Source organism: Streptomyces sp. R302 (assembly GCF_012927245.1).
In the GTDB taxonomy this organism is placed as follows: Bacteria; Actinomycetota; Actinomycetes; order Streptomycetales; family Streptomycetaceae; genus Streptomyces.
On sequence record NZ_JABBGE010000001.1, the window covers coordinates 769,838 to 786,675 of the forward strand.

Annotated in this window: 17 protein-coding genes and 2 pseudogenes; 9 read left to right on the forward strand and 10 right to left on the reverse strand. The window is 74.0% G+C overall.

Annotated features, from left to right (window positions below; genetic code table 11):
• Nucleotides 1-51: 51 nt before the first annotated feature.
• The gene (locus HHL19_RS03570; protein ID WP_169085381.1) at nucleotides 52-486 is read right to left on the reverse strand and encodes a hypothetical protein; all 435 of its coding nucleotides are present in this window, start codon (nucleotides 484-486) and stop codon (nucleotides 52-54) included.
• Between the two features lie 163 nt (nucleotides 487-649).
• Between HHL19_RS03570 and HHL19_RS03575 the strand changes: the two genes are divergently transcribed.
• Complete coding sequence (locus HHL19_RS03575) at nucleotides 650-982, forward strand: nuclear transport factor 2 family protein (RefSeq protein ID WP_169085383.1); 333 nt, start codon at nucleotides 650-652, stop codon at nucleotides 980-982.
• A gap of 31 nt (nucleotides 983-1,013) precedes the next feature.
• Here HHL19_RS03575 and HHL19_RS03580 read toward each other — a convergent pair whose 3' ends face one another.
• Nucleotides 1,014-1,757: an SDR family oxidoreductase gene (locus tag HHL19_RS03580; RefSeq protein ID WP_169085385.1), complete on the reverse strand. Its 744-nt coding sequence runs from the start codon at nucleotides 1,755-1,757 to the stop codon at nucleotides 1,014-1,016.
• 180 nt (nucleotides 1,758-1,937) lie between these two features.
• Here HHL19_RS03580 and HHL19_RS38020 point away from each other — a divergent pair.
• Together HHL19_RS38020 and HHL19_RS38025 are read left to right on the forward strand one after the other, a co-directional pair.
• Nucleotides 1,938-2,220, forward strand: a pseudogene (locus HHL19_RS38020) (alkaline phosphatase D family protein); the annotation flags it as partial.
• 10 nt (nucleotides 2,221-2,230) lie between these two features.
• Complete coding sequence (locus tag HHL19_RS38025; RefSeq protein WP_277349146.1) at nucleotides 2,231-2,362, forward strand: hypothetical protein; 132 nt, start codon at nucleotides 2,231-2,233, stop codon at nucleotides 2,360-2,362.
• Here HHL19_RS38025 and HHL19_RS03590 read toward each other — a convergent pair.
• Nucleotides 2,349-3,356, reverse strand: coding sequence for a Gfo/Idh/MocA family oxidoreductase (locus HHL19_RS03590; protein WP_169086277.1), 1,008 nt, complete (start codon nucleotides 3,354-3,356; stop codon nucleotides 2,349-2,351). The two genes, HHL19_RS38025 and HHL19_RS03590, sit on opposite strands and share 14 nt — an antisense overlap.
• 87 nt (nucleotides 3,357-3,443) lie before the next feature.
• Here HHL19_RS03590 and HHL19_RS03595 point away from each other — a divergent pair, with 87 nt between their 5' ends.
• Both HHL19_RS03595 and HHL19_RS03600 read left to right on the forward strand, forming a co-directional pair.
• Nucleotides 3,444-4,742: a Bcr/CflA family multidrug efflux MFS transporter gene (locus tag HHL19_RS03595; protein WP_169085387.1), complete on the forward strand. Its 1,299-nt coding sequence runs from the start codon at nucleotides 3,444-3,446 to the stop codon at nucleotides 4,740-4,742.
• A gap of 836 nt (nucleotides 4,743-5,578) precedes the next feature.
• Nucleotides 5,579-6,565, forward strand: coding sequence for a small ribosomal subunit Rsm22 family protein (locus HHL19_RS03600; protein WP_169085389.1), 987 nt, complete (start codon nucleotides 5,579-5,581; stop codon nucleotides 6,563-6,565).
• Here HHL19_RS03600 and ddaH read toward each other — a convergent pair.
• A complete protein-coding gene (gene ddaH, locus HHL19_RS03605; RefSeq protein ID WP_346768243.1) occupies nucleotides 6,562-7,395 on the reverse strand; it encodes a dimethylargininase in 834 nt (277 codons plus the stop codon). The genes HHL19_RS03600 and ddaH overlap by 4 nt on opposite strands.
• A 911-nt stretch (nucleotides 7,396-8,306) precedes the next feature.
• Between ddaH and HHL19_RS03610 the strand changes: the two genes are divergently transcribed.
• Nucleotides 8,307-8,930, forward strand: coding sequence for a TetR/AcrR family transcriptional regulator (locus tag HHL19_RS03610; RefSeq protein WP_169085390.1), 624 nt, complete (start codon nucleotides 8,307-8,309; stop codon nucleotides 8,928-8,930).
• 114 nt (nucleotides 8,931-9,044) lie between these two features.
• Entirely contained in the window at nucleotides 9,045-9,821 is a 777-nt protein-coding gene (locus HHL19_RS03615; protein ID WP_169085392.1) for a bifunctional DNA primase/polymerase, read from the forward strand.
• Nucleotides 9,822-9,930: 109 nt separating this feature from the next.
• Here the strand turns inward: HHL19_RS03615 and HHL19_RS03620 are convergent, their stop codons facing one another.
• From HHL19_RS03620 to HHL19_RS03640, 5 genes and pseudogenes are all read right to left on the reverse strand, one after another.
• Nucleotides 9,931-10,908 (reverse strand): hypothetical protein, encoded by a 978-nt coding sequence (locus tag HHL19_RS03620; protein WP_169086281.1) that lies wholly within the window; start codon nucleotides 10,906-10,908, stop codon nucleotides 9,931-9,933.
• Nucleotides 10,909-10,948: 40 nt separating this feature from the next.
• The gene (efeU, locus tag HHL19_RS03625; protein ID WP_169085394.1) at nucleotides 10,949-11,827 is read right to left on the reverse strand and encodes an iron uptake transporter permease EfeU; all 879 of its coding nucleotides are present in this window, start codon (nucleotides 11,825-11,827) and stop codon (nucleotides 10,949-10,951) included.
• Between the two features lie 18 nt (nucleotides 11,828-11,845).
• Nucleotides 11,846-13,102, reverse strand: coding sequence for an iron uptake transporter deferrochelatase/peroxidase subunit (efeB, locus tag HHL19_RS03630; protein WP_169085396.1), 1,257 nt, complete (start codon nucleotides 13,100-13,102; stop codon nucleotides 11,846-11,848).
• Nucleotides 13,099-14,256, reverse strand: coding sequence for an iron uptake system protein EfeO (gene efeO / locus HHL19_RS03635; RefSeq protein WP_169085398.1), 1,158 nt, complete (start codon nucleotides 14,254-14,256; stop codon nucleotides 13,099-13,101). Before efeO ends, efeB begins: the two co-directional genes overlap by 4 nt.
• A gap of 206 nt (nucleotides 14,257-14,462) precedes the next feature.
• Nucleotides 14,463-15,005: pseudogene (locus tag HHL19_RS03640) on the reverse strand (ATP-binding cassette domain-containing protein); the annotation flags it as partial.
• A 59-nt stretch (nucleotides 15,006-15,064) separates the two neighbouring features.
• Between HHL19_RS03640 and HHL19_RS03645 the strand changes: the two are divergent.
• Both HHL19_RS03645 and HHL19_RS03650 read left to right on the forward strand, forming a co-directional pair.
• Nucleotides 15,065-15,289: a hypothetical protein gene (locus tag HHL19_RS03645; protein ID WP_169085400.1), complete on the forward strand. Its 225-nt coding sequence runs from the start codon at nucleotides 15,065-15,067 to the stop codon at nucleotides 15,287-15,289.
• Nucleotides 15,290-15,435: 146 nt separating this feature from the next.
• The gene (locus HHL19_RS03650; RefSeq protein WP_169085402.1) at nucleotides 15,436-16,119 is read left to right on the forward strand and encodes a PhzF family phenazine biosynthesis protein; all 684 of its coding nucleotides are present in this window, start codon (nucleotides 15,436-15,438) and stop codon (nucleotides 16,117-16,119) included.
• Between the two features lie 6 nt (nucleotides 16,120-16,125).
• Here the strand turns inward: HHL19_RS03650 and HHL19_RS03655 are convergent, their stop codons facing one another.
• Nucleotides 16,126-16,776, reverse strand: a complete 651-nt coding sequence (locus HHL19_RS03655; RefSeq protein ID WP_169085404.1) for a biliverdin-producing heme oxygenase — start codon at nucleotides 16,774-16,776, stop codon at nucleotides 16,126-16,128.
• Nucleotides 16,777-16,838 lie beyond the last annotated feature (62 nt).

The window sequence follows — 16,838 nt, forward strand, 5'->3', positions numbered from 1 at the left end:
CCTTCTCAGGGCCCCCACGGGGGCCCTTTCGCATGCGGTGGGGGCCGGGCCTCAGACCAGGATCTCCAGCGTCCAGTGGGGCGCGCGGTCGTCGGTGCGGATGACGATGGGCTTCGGGGCCCGGGACGGGGGCTCGAAGAGGTCGCGGCCGAGGGCGAGGCCGTTCTGGGTGATGACGTAGGTGCCGGTGGCGAGAGTGGCGAGGTCGGTGACCGTGGCGGTGCCCTCGGGGGTGACGCGCTGGAGGCGCCAGACCGAGGCGGGGGAGTCGTCGGGGCGGACCAGGGCGGGGGCCCGGTCGGTGCCGGGGGCGGTGACGCGGTCCTCGGTGCCCTTCACGGTGAGGCGGAAGCCGCCGTCGGCCTCGCCGACCGCCCACTCGGCGGTGCGGTGCTCGTCGACCAGGAAGCCGACCAGCCTCCCGTCCAGGACCCCGACCGGGGCCCCCTTCGCGTACAGCTTGACGATCCGGTCCTGCTCCGACATCTCTCCTCCAGAGGGGAAGGCGGGCTTGGGGTCCCCCCGATACTGCCCGGGGCGCGCCCCGGGCCGCCGGAGGCTGCCGCGGGGCCGCCGCGGGGCTCGCCCGACTGGCCCATCCCCGGCGCCGGAGCGGGGCGGGCGGCCGTCCGGCGGGTACGGGTGGTTCATGACCATTCCTGTGGACCGGCTCACCGAGCCCGCCGTGCGCGCCTTCGTCACCGCGCTGAACGCCAACGACCGTGCCGCCTTCGAGGCCGCCCTCGCGCCCGGCGCGACCATGTCCGACGACGGGTCCGAGCGGGACCTGCGGGAGTGGACCGAGCGGGAGGTGTTCTCCTCGAACGGGCGCATGGAGGTGGAGAGCGAGGACGAGGACGGCCTCGCCCTCACCGCCACCTACAGCAACGACACCTGGGGCGCCATGCGCACCGTCTGGCGGTTCACCGTCGAGGACGGGAAGGTGACGCGGTTCGAGACCGGCCAGGCGCCCGTGGAGTGACCGGAGCGGGGGTCGGGGTCGGGGTGAGGCGTCAGCCTCGGCCGATGTAGGGCATCGTCGTGGCCATGACCGTGGCGAACTGGACGTTCGCCTCCAGGGGCAGGGCCGCCATGTGGACGACCGTCGCGGCCACGTCCGCCGCGTCCATGACCGGCTCCACCGCCAGTCCGCCGCCGGCCTGGAGGATGCCGGTCCGCATGCGGGCGGTCATGTCCGTGGCCGCGTTGCCGATGTCGATCTGGCCGCAGGCGATCCGGTACGGGCGGCCGTCCAGCGACAGCGACTTCGTCAGGCCCGTCATCGCGTGCTTCGTCGCCGTGTACGCGATCGAGTGCGGGCGCGGCACGTGCGCCGAGATGGAGCCGTTGTTGATGATGCGGCCGCCCTGCGGGGACTGCTCCTTCATGGCCCGGAAGGCGGCCTGCGCGCACAGGAACGCGCCCGTCAGGTTGACGTCGACCACCGACCGCCAGGTGTCGTAGGGCAGCTCCTCCACCGGCGTGCCGCCGCCCGCGAACGTCCCCGCGTTGTTGAAGAGCAGGTCGACGCGGCCGAAGCGGTCCCGTACCGCGTCGAAGAGGGCGGTCACCGCCTCCGGTGACGTCACGTCCGTCGGCACGCGGAGCGTCCGCTCGGCGGGCAGGCCCTGCGCCGTCTCCTCCAGGGGGGCGAGCCGGCGGCCCGCGAGCGCCACCTCCCAGCCCGCCTCCGCGAGGGCCCGCGCCACGCTCCGGCCGATGCCCGAACCCGCTCCCGTCACCACTGCGACGCCCATGCCGAACCACAACCTTCCAGCTTCGTGTCGCCCCGGCCGCGCAGCGTACGCCAGACGCGTGCCCCATGAACTCATCCGTCCGACACGTGGATGACCTGTCCCCGACAAGGCGATGTCGTCCCGGCCCCCTCGAACACCGACGGACACCAACCGTCAGGGGAGGGGCACATGACGCCCACCGAGGCCCCGCTCACCCTGGGCGCCGCCGCCGCCGACGGCCCCCTGCCCGGCTCCGCCCTGCTGTGGACCCGGCCGGCCATCCACCCCTTCGAGCCGGGCGGCGGCGCGTGTCAGTCCCCTGGGAGCTCGCCCACGACGAGAGCTTCACCCGGACCGTGCGGCGCTGCGGCTCGGCGCCGTCTCCTGCCAGGCGTACCACGACGGGTACGTCACGGCCTACGGGCACCTCGCCGACGAGGACCTCGACGTCGTCCTCCACCTCGGCGACTACCTGTACGAGTGGCCGCACCACCGTGACGCTCGGCGAGGAGAGCGCCCGCGCCGACTTCCGTACGGTCCCGTACGTGACGACGCCGGGCGCCCCGGTCACCACCGCCGCCTCCTTCGTCACGGAGGCCGGGCGGCCGGGCCTCACACCCGCGTGAGCTCCGCCGCCTCCTGCGGATAGCGGACGCCGACGCGGTCCCGTACCGCGTCGAGCGTCCGCATCACGGCGAGCGTGCCGTCCAGCGGGACGAGCGGCGACTCCGTCTCCCCGGCCCGCAGGCAGCGCATCACCTCGGCGGCCTCGTGCCGCATCGAGTGCGGGTCGTCGGCGTTGGTGAACTCCTCCGGCTCGGCGCCCTCCCGGTACAGCGTGAACCGCTCCGGGAAGAAGAAGCCGCGCGGCACCTCGATCCGGCCCTTCGTGCCGGTCACGGCGGCGGTCAGCGGGGTGTCCGCCTCCAGGGAGCAGGACAGCAGCGCCGACGCCCCCGAGTCCGACCAGCCGAGCAGCATGCCCGTGTTCAGGTCGACGCCCTCCGGGGAGATCCGCGCGTGCGCCTGCACCGAGTCCGGCTCGCCGAGCAGCAGCTGCGCGAAGGAGACCGGGTAGACGCCGAGGTCGAGCAGGGCGCCGCCGCCGACGGCCGGGTCCCGCAGCCGGTGATCGGGGCCGAAGGGGCCCGCGAGGCCGAAGTCGGCCTGCACGGTGCGTACGTCCCCGATCGCGCCGTCCCGCACCAGCTCCGCGAGCCGGCGGACGAGCGGATTGCAGTACATCCACATGGCCTCCATGAGGAAGAGGCCCCGGTCCCGGGCGAGGGAGACCAGCTCCGCCGCCTCCCGGGCGTTCAGCGTGAACGCCTTCTCGCACAGGACCGCCTTGCCGGCCTCCAGGGCGCGGCCCGCGGCCTCCCGGTGGGCGTGGTGCGGGGTCGCCACGTACACCACGTCCACCTCGGGGTCGGCGAAGAGGCCGTCCCAGCCGCCGTACGCCCGCCCGATCCCGAACCGGTCGGCGAAGGCCCGCGCCGACGCCTCCGTACGGGACGCCACCGCCACCACCTCGGCGCCGTCCAGCTCCGCCAGGTCCGTCACGAACCGCTCGGCTATGCCGCCGGTCGCGAGCACGCCCCACCGCACCACGTCGTCCATGTCGTCCATGTCCGTCCACCCCAAGGGTCTCGATCCGCCCCGCCGAGCTGAGAGCATAGGCAAGGATTCAACGAAAGGGAGCAGTCGATGCCGGAGAGCGGCCAGAAAGCAACAGAAGAGCACATACCCGGGACCGGGGCCGGGACCGGGACCGGAACCCCGGTGGCCGTCCCCGCCGCCGCCCGGAGGGCCGGACTGCTCGTCACCCTCGTCCTCGGCGGACTCACCGCGCTCCCGCCGCTCTCCATGGACATGTACCTGCCGGCCCTGCCGGAGGTCACCCGCTCGCTGACCGCCCCCGCCGCCACCGTCCAGCTCACCCTCACCGCCTGCCTCGCCGGCATGGCCCTCGGCCAGCTCGTCGTCGGCCCCATGAGCGACAAGTGGGGCCGCCGCCGGCCGCTGCTCGCCGGCATGGTCGTCTACGTCCTCGCCACCGCTGTCTGCGCCTTCGCGCCCAGCGCCGAACTCCTCATCGGCTTCCGGCTCCTCCAGGGCCTCGCCGGGTCCGCCGGCATCGTCATCGCCCGGGCCGTCGTCCGCGACCTCTACGACGGCGTCGAGATGGCCCGCTTCTTCTCCACCCTCATGCTGATCTCCGGCGTCGCGCCGATCATCGCGCCGCTCATCGGCGGACAGATCCTGCGGATCACCGACTGGCGGGGCGTCTTCCACGTCCTCGCCGTCATCGGCGTCCTCCTCACCGTCGTCGTCTGGCGCTTCCTCCACGAGACGCTGCCGCCGGAACGGCGACAGGAGGGCGGCGTCGGGCAGGCCCTGCGCACCATGCGCGGGCTGCTCGCCGACCGCGTCTTCACCGGCTACATGCTGGCCGGCGGCCTCGCCTTCGCGGCCCTCTTCGCCTACATCTCGGCCTCGCCGTTCGTCGTCCAGGAGATCTACGGGGCCTCGCCGCAGACCTTCAGCCTCCTCTTCGGGCTCAACTCCATCGGCCTCGTCGCCGTCGGCCAGATCAACGGCAAGCTGCTCGTCGGGCGGGTCAGCCTCGACAAGGTGCTCGGCTTCGGGCTGTCCGTCATCGTGCTCGCCGCGACGGCGCTGCTCCTGATGACGACCGGCGCCTTCGGCGAGGTCGGGCTCGTCCCGGTCGCCGCGGGCCTCTTCGTCCTCATGTCCGCGATGGGACTGGCGATGCCGAACACGAACGCGCAGGCGCTGATGCGGACGCCGCACGCGGCGGGCTCCGCCTCCGCGCTCCTCGGCACGTCCTCGTTCCTGATCGGCGCGATCGCCTCCCCCCTCGTCGGCATCGCCGGCGAACACACGGCCGTCCCCATGGCCGTCGTCCAACTCACCTGCGCCCTGGCCGCCCTCACCTGCTTCCTCCTCCTGTGCCGCCCCTGGCGCAACCCGGCAACCACCTGACGACCCGTCGGCTGCACCCGCCCCCCTGCGCCGGGGCGCCCGCAGGGCGGTGCCCACTCCGCGCCACCACCACCGCCCCCGCGACCAGGCGTCCCAAGAGACCGGCACCCACCCGCAGGCCCCACGCGGGCCCCGGCCCCGGCACGAGCCCGCACCCGCCGTCCCTGCGGGCCCGCGTCTCGCTGGGGCGGTGCCCACCCGCAGGGGCCTGGCCCTGGCGATGGGCCCGCGCCCGTCGTTCCTGTGGGCCCGCGTTCCGCTGGGGCGGCGCCCACCCGCAGGGGCCTGGCCCTGGTGCGGGGCCGTGCCCGGCGTCCCTGTGGGCACGCGTCTCGCTAGGGCGGTGCCCACCCGCAGTCCCGGCGCGCGGGGCCTGGCCCCGGTGCGGGCTGCGCGCCCGGTGTCCCTGTGGGCATGCGTCCCCCTGGGGCGGTGCCCACCCTCAGGCCCGGCTTGGGGCCTGGTGCTGGTGCGGGTGGCGCGCCCGGCGTCCCTGTGGGCATACGTCCCGCTAGGGCGGGACGGGTGGGCACAGGGACGGCGCCCTCTGCCGCGCCTCGGCTTTCCGGGCCTGGACCCGCACCACGATGTACGGCTCCGTACCGGTGCGGGTTCAGGCGACAGGTGCGGAGGCACCCGCAGAAGGTGCCGTTCCGTTGTGCCCACCCGTTCCGCCCCTTGCGGAACGCCTGCCCACAACGGAGCGGCGGTGGAGGGTGGGCACCGCCCTGGCGGAACGTATGCCCACAACGGGGTGGCGGCGCGGCACGTATGCCCACAACGGGGCGGCGGGCCGGGTCCGCGGCCGGGGCGGAGGGGGCGCCTAGACTGGGTCGGTGAATGTGTCTTCCCCTTCTGCCGAGTCACTGCGGGGCGCCCTCGCCGGGGTGCTGGGCGGGCTCCCGCCCTCGCAGGCCGCGAAGTCCGTCGAGCGGCTGATCGCGCACTACCGCGGGGTCACGCCGACCGACGCGCCCGTCCTGCGGGACCGCGCGGACGTCGTCGCGTACGCCGCCTACCGCATGCCCGCGACGTTCGAGGCCGCCCGGGCCGCGCTCGACGCGCTGCGGGACGCCGCGCCGGAGTGGGTGCCGGGGACGCACACCGACATCGGCGGCGGGACGGGCGCCGCGAGCTGGGCCGTCGCCGACGTGTGGGACGGGCAGCCGCCGCGTACCACCGTCCTCGACTGGGCCGAGCCCGCCCTCGCCCTCGGCCGCGAGCTCGCGGCCGGCGTCCTGGACGCCGAGTGGCGCCGCGAGCGGATCGGGACGGCGCTGCGCCTCCCCGAGACCGACCTCGTCACCGTCTCGTACGTGCTCAAGGAGCTCACCGAGGGGGACCGGGCCGCGCTCGTCGCCGAGGCGGCCCGCGCCTCCCGCGGCGCGGTCGTCGTCGTCGAGCCCGGCACCCCGGACGGCTACGAGCGGATCATCGCCGCCCGCTCCGTCCTGACCGACGCTGGCTACACCGTCGCCGCGCCCTGCCCGCACAGCGGCGCCTGCCCGATCGAGCCGGGCACCGACTGGTGCCACTTCTCGGCGCGGGTCAGCCGCTCCTCGCTGCACCGGCAGGTGAAGGGCGGTTCGCTGCCGTACGAGGACGAGAAGTACGCGTACGTCGCCGCCACCCGGTTCCCGGTGACCCCCGCGCCCGCCCGCGTCACCCGCAGGCCGCAGACCCGCAAGGGCCTCGTCCTCCTGGACCTCTGCGCCCCCGAGGGCCTGGAGCGGGCGACCGTCACCAAGCGCCACGGGCCCCTGTACAAGCAGGCCCGTGACGCCGAGTGGGGCGACTCCTGGCCCCCGGCCGACGAGGGCTAGGCCGGGCGCAGCTCCTGGGTGCAGCACTTCACGCTGCCGCCGCCCTTGAGGAGTTCGCCGAGGTCCATGCCGATCGGCTCGAAGCCGCGCGCCCGGAGCGGGTCGAAGAGGCCCGTCGCCGTCTGCGGCAGCAGCACGTTCCGGCCGTCGCTGACCGCGTTGAGCCCGAGCGCCGCCGCGTCCTCCGCGCCGGCCTTCAGTGCGTCGGGGAAGAGGCGCGCGAGGACGGCTTGGCTGCCGGCGGAGAAGGCCTCGGGGAAGTACATGACCTCGTCGGCGGCCTCGTCGAGGACACAGAGCGCGGTGTCCAGGTGGTAGTAGCGCGGGTCCACCAGCTCCAGGCCGATCACCGGCCGGCCGAAGAACTCCTGGGCCTCGCCGTGGGACAGCGGGCTGGAGCGGAAGCCGGTGCCGGCCAGGATCCAGGAGGCGGTGACGGCGAAGTCGCCCTCGCCCTCGTTGACGTGCTCCGGCTCGCGCAGGTCGATCCCGGTCCAGCCGTTGCGGCGGAACCAGGCGAGGTGCGCGTCGGCCTCGGCGGTCCGCTCGGGGTGGGCGAAGCGGGCGCCGAGCACCCGTCCGCCGACGACGGTCGCGCCGTTCGCCGCGAAGACCATGTCCGGCAGCGCCGGGTCGGGGTCGAGGAGTTCGACGGTGTGCCCGAGGGCGAGGTAGCGGTCCCGGAGGTCCTCCCACTGGGCGAGGGCGAGCGGCAGGTCGACGGGTTTCGTCGGGTCCATCCACGGGTTGATGGAGTACGTCACCCTGAAGTGCGCGGGTGGGCACATCAGGTAGCGGCGGGGCGAGGACTCGCGCGGAGTGGAGCGCAATCGGGCCTCCTCACGGGCAGGTGACCCGCCGGTGGCGGGCCGTGGATCGGTGGAGCCATGGTCCGCTCTCGCGGCCCCGCGCGCAGTGGACCGTTCGGGTGGTTCGCCCGCCGTACACCAGATCGACATCCACACGGCGATCGACACCCGTGCAAGCCCCTCGACACCCGTCCGAGCCGCCCGACTCCCGTGCGAGCCGCCCGACGCCCGCGCAGGCCGCGCGACTCCCGTTCGAGCCGGTTGGCTCCCGCGCAGTCCGCCCGTTGCCCGCGTCAGGCCGCGTGGCTTCCGTACGGGCCGGTTGGCTCCCGTGCAGTCCGTCCGATGTCCGCGTCAGGCCGCGTGGCTTCCGTACGGGCCGGTTGGCTCCCGTGCAGTCCGTCCGTTGCCCGCGTCAGGCCGCGTGGCTTCCGTACGGGCCGGTTGGCTCCCGTGCAGTCCGTCCGATGTCCGCGTCAGGCCGCGTGGCTTCCGTACGGGCCGGTTGGCTCCCGTGCAGTCCGTCCGATGTCCGCGTCAGGCCGCGTGGCTTCCGTACGGGCCGGTTGGCTCCCGTGCAGTCCGCCCGTTGCCCGCGCCAGGCCGCGTGACTCCCGTTCGAGCCGGTCGGCTCCCGCGCAGTCCGTCCGATGTCCGCGCCAGACCGCGCGACTCCCGTCCGAACCGGGCGACGCCCGCGCGATGCCCGAGCAAGCCGCGCGACTCCCGCGCCAGGCCGCGAGACTCCCGTCCGAGCCCGTCGAGCACCCGCGCAAGCCGCCCGACTCCCGCGCAAGCCGCCCCGCGACGCCCGTACGAGCCCCCCGCACCCCCCGCACTCCCGCACCCCCCCCGCACTCCCGCCCCCCCGCAACTCCCCCCACCCCCACCCCACGAGACGCGTCGTCTCGTCCAGTGGTAGGTTCGGCGTCATGTCCGAGACCAAGGCGCCCGACGCCTCCCGTCGTAGCGAGCGTTCCCGGCGTGCCATCTTCGATGCCGCGCTCGCTCTCGTCTCCGAGAGCGGGTACGCGAAGACGACCGTCGAGGGCATCGCCGCCCGTGCCGGTGTCGGCAAGCAGACCATCTACCGCTGGTGGCCCTCCAAGGCGGCCGTGCTTCTCGACGCCTTCCTCGACCTCGCCGCCCGCGCCGCCGAGGAGGCCGGTGCCGATCCGGGGCAGACCGAGCTGCCCGACACCGGGGACCTCGCCGCCGACCTCCGGGTCGTGCTGCGGGCCACCGTCGACGAGCTCAACAACCCCCGGTACGACGCCCCCACCCGCGCGCTCGCCGCCGAGGGGTCCACCGATCCCGCGCTCGGCGCCCGCTTCACCGAGGCTCTCCTCGAACCCCAGCTGCGGGTGTTCGCCCGCCGTATCGAGGCCGCCCGGGCCGCCGGGCAGGTCGATCCGGCCGTCGACGCGCGGCTCGCCACCGAGCTCCTCGTCGGGCCGCTCCACCACCGCTGGCTGCACCGCACGGGCCCCCTCACCCACGCCTACGCCGACGCCCTCGTCGACCACGCGCTGCGCGGCCTCGCGCCCCGGCCGTGACGAGCGTGAGCGTCGTCACCGGCCCCTGGTTCCCCACTCCGGTCACCCGGGGAGCAGGATGGTGGGACCATGGGCAGAGCCTTGACCGGGCGAGCATGAGCTGTGAGGGGATAGATGGGCGACGGCATCGGCCGCTACCGCGGCACGGAGAGCAAACTCGCACAGTGGCTGCGCAGGCGCCCCAAACGGACCGCGCCCGACGACGGGAACACCCGCGAGACGCTGCTCCTGGCCATCGCCGCCGCCGGCCTGCCCCTGGCCCCCGCCGCCTACCCCGTCGGCTACAGCTGTTCCTGTGAGCGGATCGGCTGCCCCACCCCCGCCCGCCACCCGGTCTCCTTCGCCTGGCAGACCCAGTCGACCACCGACCGCGCGCAGATCGAGCGCTGGGCGCGGAACGAGCCCGCGGCGAACTTCGTCACCGCCACCGGCATGGTCCACGACGTCCTCGACGTGCCGCTGGCCGCGGGCCGCGCCGCCCTCGACCGGCTCCTCGCCGCGGGCGTCGAGGTCGGACCGGTCGCCGAGTCCCCCGACAGCGCGGGCGACGGCGGCCGGATGCTCTTCTTCACCGCCACCCGAGGCACCCCCGAGGACGAGGACGAGTGGTGGCCGTGCGAGCTGGACTGCCATCCCGAGACCATGGACGAGCATCCGGGCCTGCGCTGGCACTGCCGCGGCAGCTACGTCCTCGTCCCGCCCGCCCGGCTCCCCGGTGACGAGGCCGACCACCCGGTCGTCGGCTGGGTCCGCGGCCCCGAGCACGCGCTGCCCGACCCGCTGAACCTCCTGGAGGCCCTCACCGACGCCTGCGCCCGGCACGCCGCCGAGCGGGAGGCCGAGGGCGAGGAGCACCGCTCCCACGACGTTGCCTGGCCCCTCACCCGCTGACCCGCTGACCCCCTCACCCGCTGACCCACTGACCCGCTGACCTGCGGTCCAGGCCCGCGCCCGCCCCCGCCGCCCCCCGCGCCCGCGGGGCGCAGGCGCGGGGCCGGGGTCACGAGCCCTCGACCGCGACCACGCCCTGGAGCCGGCCCGCGAAGACGACCGCGTCCTTCGCCGCGGCCCCGCCCGTGCCCGCCGGCTTCACCAGGACGACCTGGCTCGACACCCACTCCTTGGTCACCGTGTTCACGACCTCGCCCTTCATCAGGGCCTTCAGCTCCGGGCCCACCTTCGGGCGGTAGCCCTTCGCGGTCGTCTGGCGCTCGAAGTGGCGGCTGGCGAAGAAGACCAGTGCCCCGCCGTCCTCCGTCGCGAGCGCCAGCGGCGCGAAGTCGCCCGAGTCGGCGGCGCGGTCGATCCACTGGGTCGCCACGCCGGGCCGCGAGGCCGTACGGGCCCGCCGCTCACGCCACTCGGTGGTGTGCGCGCCCGCAGCGAAGGGACTCGTACCGCCGTCCTTGAGGTACGCGGCGTACCGCTCGCTCAGCACGCCGGGGGCGACCGCCACGGCGTCCGAGCCGGCGGCCACCGCCACCTCGTCGCCCTCCTCCTCGGCGAACTCGGGCATCTCGTCCCGGCCGAGGATCACCAGGTGGGCGGCCTTCCACGGCTGTTCGGGGCCGTTCTTGACGAAGGCCACCAGCCAGCGGTTGTCCGCCTGCTTCGTGTCGTCGTCGCGGTTGGAGTCGGTGTCGGCGACGAACCAGCGCGGCCAGCCCGCCTTCCTGGGGACCAGGAAGCGGGGGTCGCGCAGCTCCAGCGGCTTGTGGTCCGGATTGCCCTCCGGCCGGGTCACCGACTTCGACTTCAGGCCGGCCTGGTTGATCGCGCCCAGCGCGCCGGTGACCTGCCCGGCGTCGAGCGTCGGGTCGTTGGCCTTGTCGGCCCGGTTGAACGCGGTGACGAAGGCGGCGAGCGCCGCCGAGGCCTCCTCGGGCGTCGCCCCCGGCACGACCGCGGTCTCGCCGTGGACGGTCACACAGCCGCTCGCGGTCAGCGCCACGACGGTCGCCGCGGCGACGGACGCCAGGGCCCGGGAGGGCCGCCGTCCCCGCCGTCCCCGCCGTACCTCAGACCGCCGGGTCTGCCGCTCCAGCCTCAGCCTTCTCATCGGTCGCCTTCTGCTTCTCCACGCGCTCGGACGGACCCGACCTTATCGGGGCGAGGAAGAGCGCGAGCGTCGGGACCAGATACAGCGCCCACACCGTGACCTGAAGGACCGTCGGGTCGGGCTGGAAGTTGAAGACGCCCTTGAGGAGCGTGCCGTACCAGCTGTCCGGCGGGACCGTCGCCGAGATGTCGAAGGCCTTGTCGGCGAGACCGCCGAGGAAGCGGGCCTCCTGGAGGTCGTGCACGCCGTACGCGAGGACGCCCGCCGCCACCACGACCAGCATCCCGCCGGTCCAGGTGAAGAACTTCGCCAGATCGATCCTCAGCGCGCCCCGGTAGAACAGCCAGCCGAGCAGCACCGCCGTCAGCAGGCCGAGGACCACGCCGAGCAGCGGGGCGTGGCTGCCGTCGGAGGAGGCCCGCACCGACGCCCACACGAACAGCGCGGTCTCCAGGCCCTCCCGGCCCACGGCCAGGAAGGCGGTGGCGACCAGCGCGCCGGTGCCCATCGCCAGGGCCGCGTCCAGCCTGCCGTGCAGCTCCGCCCTCAGGTGCCGGGCGGTCTTCCGCATCCAGAACACCATCCACGTCACCAGGATCACGGCGAGGATCGACAGCGAGCCGCCGAGCAGCTCCTGCGCCTCGAAGGTCAGCTCCTGGGAGCCGAACTCCAGGCCGGCGCCGAAGGCGAGCGCGAGGGCGACGGCCACGCCGATGCCGGTCCAGATCGGCTTCAGGGCGTCCCTGCGGCCGGTCTTCACCAGGTAGGCGATGAGGATGCAGACGACGAGGCTGGCCTCCAGACCCTCGCGGAGGCCGATCAGGTAGTTGCCGAACACGACGGTTACCTCCCAGGGTTACGAGAAAAGGGCGCGGCCCCACCAGTCGTCCGTGTCGCGGACGCCCGGCGGGACGGCGAAGACCGCCGAACCGACGTGCTGGATGTACTCGTTGAGGGCGTCCGACTTCGCGAGCGCGGTCTGCACCCGGACGAAGCCGGCCCGGACGTCCTTCTGGTACGCGAGGAAGAACAGGCCCGCGTCCAGCCGGCCGAGGCCGTCCGTGCCGTCGGTGAAGGAGTAGCCGCGGCGCAGCAGGGTGGCCCCGCCGTTGGTGTCCGGGTGGGCGAGCCGGACGTGCGAGTCCGGCTTCATCGCCTTCAGGAACGGCTCGTCGTGCTCCTTCGGCTTGCCGACCGGCGCGCCCTCCTTCTTGTCGCGGCCGAAGATGTCCTCCTGCTCGGCGAGCGGGGTGCGGTCCCACGTCTCGACGTTCATCCGGATCCGCCGGGCGACCAGGTACGAGCCGCCGGCCATCCAGGCGGCGCCGCCGGTGGCGTCCTTCGGGCCGACCCAGACGTGCTTGTCGAGGGCGGCGGCGTCGGTGCCGGCGATGTTCCGGGTGCCGTCCTTGAAGCCGAAGAGGTTGCGCGGGGTCTGCGCGTCCGGGGTGGTCGAGGACGTCTTGCCGAAGCCCAGCTGGGACCAGCGGACCGCGACCGTGCCGAAGCCGATCCGGGCGAGGTTGCGGATGGCGTGCACGGCGACCTGCGGGTCGTCGGCGCAGGCCTGCACGCACAGGTCGCCGCCGCTGCGCGCCGGATCGAGGTTGTCGCCCGGGAACCTGGGCAGTTCCACCAGGGCCCCGGGGCGCTTGTCCTTCAGCCCGAACCGCCCGTCGAAGAGCGAGGGGCCGAAGCCGATCGTGAGGGTGAGCCGGGACGGCTTCAGGCCGAGGGCCTCACCCGTGTCGTCCGGCGGCGCCTCCGGGATCCCGCCGTACGCGCCCTCGCCGACCTCCCGGCCGGCGGTCATCCGCTCGGCGGCCCGGGTCCACTCCTTCAGGAGCTTCACCAGCTTCTCGCGGTCGTCGGTGGTGACGTCGAAGGCGGCGAAGTGCAGCCGGTCCTGGACGGGGGTGGCGATGCCGGCCTGGTGGGCGCCGTGGAAGGGGACGGCGGCGCCGCTGGAGGCGACGGGCGTCGTGGCGTCCCCGTCGCGGGTCAGCGCCACGGCGCCGCCGGCGACGGCGGCACCGAGGGCGAGTCCGCCGCCGGCGGCGAGGACGGTGCGGCGGGCCGGGGCGGCCGGGGTCCCGGCCGTCTCGGGGGTCACTTGACGACCGCCGCGGCGAGCTTGGAGAGCGGCTCGGCCAGCGCGTTGACGCCGTCCGACAGCTTCTTGCGCTCGGCGTCGCCGACCTTGTCGTACGAGGTGAAGTCGTAGCCGGTCTTGTCGGCGCGGTAGGCGTCGAGCAGCGTGTTCAGCGCGGCGAACTGCTTGTCCAGTTCGGCGACGAGGGCGGCGTCGTTCTTCGCGGCGACCGGCTTGAGCAGGTCGAAGGACTTCTGGGCGCCCTCGACGTTGGCCTTGAAGTCGACCAGGTCGGTGTGGGAGTAGCGCTCCTCCTCGCCGGTGACCTTGCCGGTGGCGACCTCGTCGAGGAGTTCCTTGGCGCCGTTCGCCATCGAGGTGGGGGTGATCTCGGCGGTGCCGACCCGCTTCACCCAGTCCGCCAGGTCCTTGTCGAGGAGGTCGGCGAGCTGCTTCTCGCGCGGGGTGATCTTCTTGTCCTGCCAGAGCGCCTTCTCCAGGCGGTGCCAGCCGGTCCAGTCCTTCGCCGGGTCCTGGCCCTCCTCCAGGCCGTCCTCGCGGACGTCGACCTTCGGGTCGATGTCGCCGAAGGACTCGGCGACCGGCTCGGTGCGCTCCCAGCCGATGCGGGAGGGGGCGTACGCCTTCTTCGCGGCCTCCAGGTCACCGGCGCGGACGGCGTCGGTGAAGACCTTCACCTTCGGCAGCGTCTCCTCGGCCTGGGCCTGGACGTACTGGCGGTACGCGGCGACGGCGGCGTCCATCTCGGGCGAGCGCTTCGGGGCGGAGGCGTCGTCGCCGGTGAGGGTGACGGCCTGGCGGATGCCGGCGCCGGTCATGCCGGGCTTGCAGACGATGGCGTACGAGCCGGCCTTGATCTCGGCGGTGAGCGTGGCCTTGGTGCCGGGGCCGATGTTCTCGCGCTCGGTGACGATCCGGTCGTCCGGGTAGAGGACGTACACCTCGGTGACCTTGGAGCCTCGGTTCTCCACGTTCAGCGTGACGTGGCCGGCCGGGAACTCCTTCTTCGACACCTCGCAGGAGTCGTCCTTGGCGGTGACGGTGACTCCGTCACCGTCCGCCTTGGCGTCGCTCTTCGCGGTGCATCCGGTGACGGCGGCCAGGACGGCGGCGCCCGCCAGGGTGGTGACGGCGGTGGTGCGGACGGCTCGCATGAGGGCTCCAGGACGGGCGATCGGACGGGGGACTGACGCTGAGGCGGACCTAACTTAACCGAGGCTTACCTCAGTCGTACCCCCTCGTCCAGTGACGTGACTCTCACGTTCGGCGGATCGGATACGGGGTGGTCACGGACACGCCATGACCGCCCCATCGCCGGGTCAAACACCGGTCAAGCGGGGTGGTTCGTGACGATTTCTCCTCAGGAGGCTTCCCGGCGCGGCACGACCTGCGGGACGCCCGTCCGCGGATGCGGGAAGACCTCCACCGGCTGCCGGTGGACCCGGCGCAGGAGCTCCTCGCCGAACACCTCGGCGGGCGGCCCGTCGGCGGCCACGACACCGCCGTGCGCGACCCCCACCCGGTCCGCGTGCGCCGCCGCAAGCCCCCGGGTCGTGCAGGACGACCACCACCGCGTCCCCGGCCGCCGCCCGCTCCCGGCGGACCCGCAGCACCAGTTCCCGGTGGCGCAGGCCGAGCACGGCTGCCGGCTCGTCGAGCAGCAGCCCGGTCCGCTGGGCCGCCCCCTGGCCGGCGCCACCCGGGCCCGCTCCCCACCGGAGAGCGCGGAGAACGGCCGCGCGGCGAAGTCGGCCACCTCGGTCGCGGCCCTCGCCTCCGCCACCGCCGCCCCGTCCTCCGCCTCGCGTACGGTGCCCGCCCACGGGGCCCGGCCCATCCGGACGACCTCGGCGACCGGGAAGGGGAAGGACAGTTCGGCGGCCTGCGGCAGCACCGCCCGCCGCCGGAACCACGAGCACCCTCACCGCCGACGTCACCACCGCCTCCGGCGCCAGGAAGGGCGTGCGCTTCGCCGAACTCGACCCGACGAAGGCCGACTGGACCCCGAAGGGCGAGGTCGTCACCCTCGCCGCCCTGCCCGCGAAGCCGACCGCCGACCGCGCCGCGCTCTTCGCCGCCTCCGGCGGAGTGTCCTCCTGCGACGCGGGCCTCGCCCTCGACCCGGTGACCGTCTCCCTCGCGCTGGACGAGGACGCCGTGCTCCCGACCGCCCACCGCCACCAGTAACGGGACTAGTACCACCGTCACCACCGGCGCGGGCACGGTCGGCGGTGCCGGCGCCGAGGGGTGACCGGGCCGCGCCGGCAGGGCCGTACCCCGGGACGAACCGAGGTAATGCCCTGTCACCTGTCCCTGGATGGTTCAATTCCGGCATGAACACGACTGGCGAGACCGGCACCGGCACCGAGATCGACGTCCTGCGGGTCTTCTGCGCGGGCGACGGGCGCCACGGCAACGCCCTCGGGGTCGTCCGCGACGGTCGCACCCACCCCGACGAGGCGTCCCGGCAGGCGCTCGCCAAGGAACTCGGCTTCAGCGAGACCGTGTTCGTCGACGACCCCGAGCGCGGCATCGTCGACATCTACACCCCGGGCCTGCGGATGCCCTTCGCCGGACACCCGCTCGTCGGCACCGCCTGGCTGCTCGACCTGGAGGTGATCTGCCCGCCCGCCGGAGAGATATGGGTGCGCGGCGACGGCGAGTTCACCTGGATCGAGGCCCGCGCCGCCTGGGCCCCGCCGCGCACCCTGCGGCAGTACGCCTCCGCCGCCGAGGTCGACGCGCTGGAGGTGCCCGAGCCGGGGGAGTGGATCTACGCCTGGGCGTGGGAGGAGGAGGCCGCCGGCCGGGTCCGGGCGCGCGCCTTCCCCGGCCGCGGCGACGGCATCGACGAGGACGAGGCCACCGGCGCGGCGGCCCTGCTGCTCACCGAACGCCTCGGCCGGGCCCTCAACATCACGCAGGGCCGGGGGTCGCAGCTGCTGACCGCCCCCGGCCCTGACGGCATCGTGGAGTTGGGCGGACGGGTCCGCCTGGAAAGAACGCTGATGCGCTAGAAGCGCTTACGCGCTGAGCGGGAACTCGCCGCCCAGCTCGCGGAAGACGGCCGTGTTGAAGGCGAAGGCCCGCTTGCACTCGTCGACGATCCGCTGCTTCTCCAGGTCGTCCGCGTTCACCCCGTCGAGGAGTTCGCGGTAGGACCGCTTGAACGCGGCCGGGTTGCCGATCGCGTCGAAGACGTAGAACCGCACGCCGTCGCCCTTGCGGTCGAAGCCCCAGGTCCGCTCGGCCTTGTCGCGGATGATCTGACCGCCCGACAGATCGCCCAGGTAGCGGGTGTAGTGGTGGGCGACGTAACCGGCCGGCCAGGTGCGGGCGCACTCGGCGACCCGGGCCGCGTACGCCTCGGTGGCCGGCAGCGCGGAGAGCCCGGCGCGCCAGCCGGGGCCGCGCAGATGGGCGAGGTCCGCCTCCAGGGCCTCCGTGCGGAAGAGCTCGGGCTGTATGAAGGGCCCGGCGACCGGGTCCTCGCGCAGCGCCTCCGCGCCCTCCTCCAGGGCCCGGTACACGAACCACAGCTGTTCCGTGTAGCGGGCGTAGGCGTCCACGCCGAGCCGTCCGCCCAGGAGGTCGCCCATGAAGGACGAGGTCTCCGCCTCCGTGTGCTGCTCGTGCGAGGCCGTGCGGATGAGGGTGGAGAAGGGCGTGTCCAAGGCGTGCCTCCGAGACCGATGGGGCGGGAACCAGTCGACCCGATCTTGCAAGGTTAGGTTTA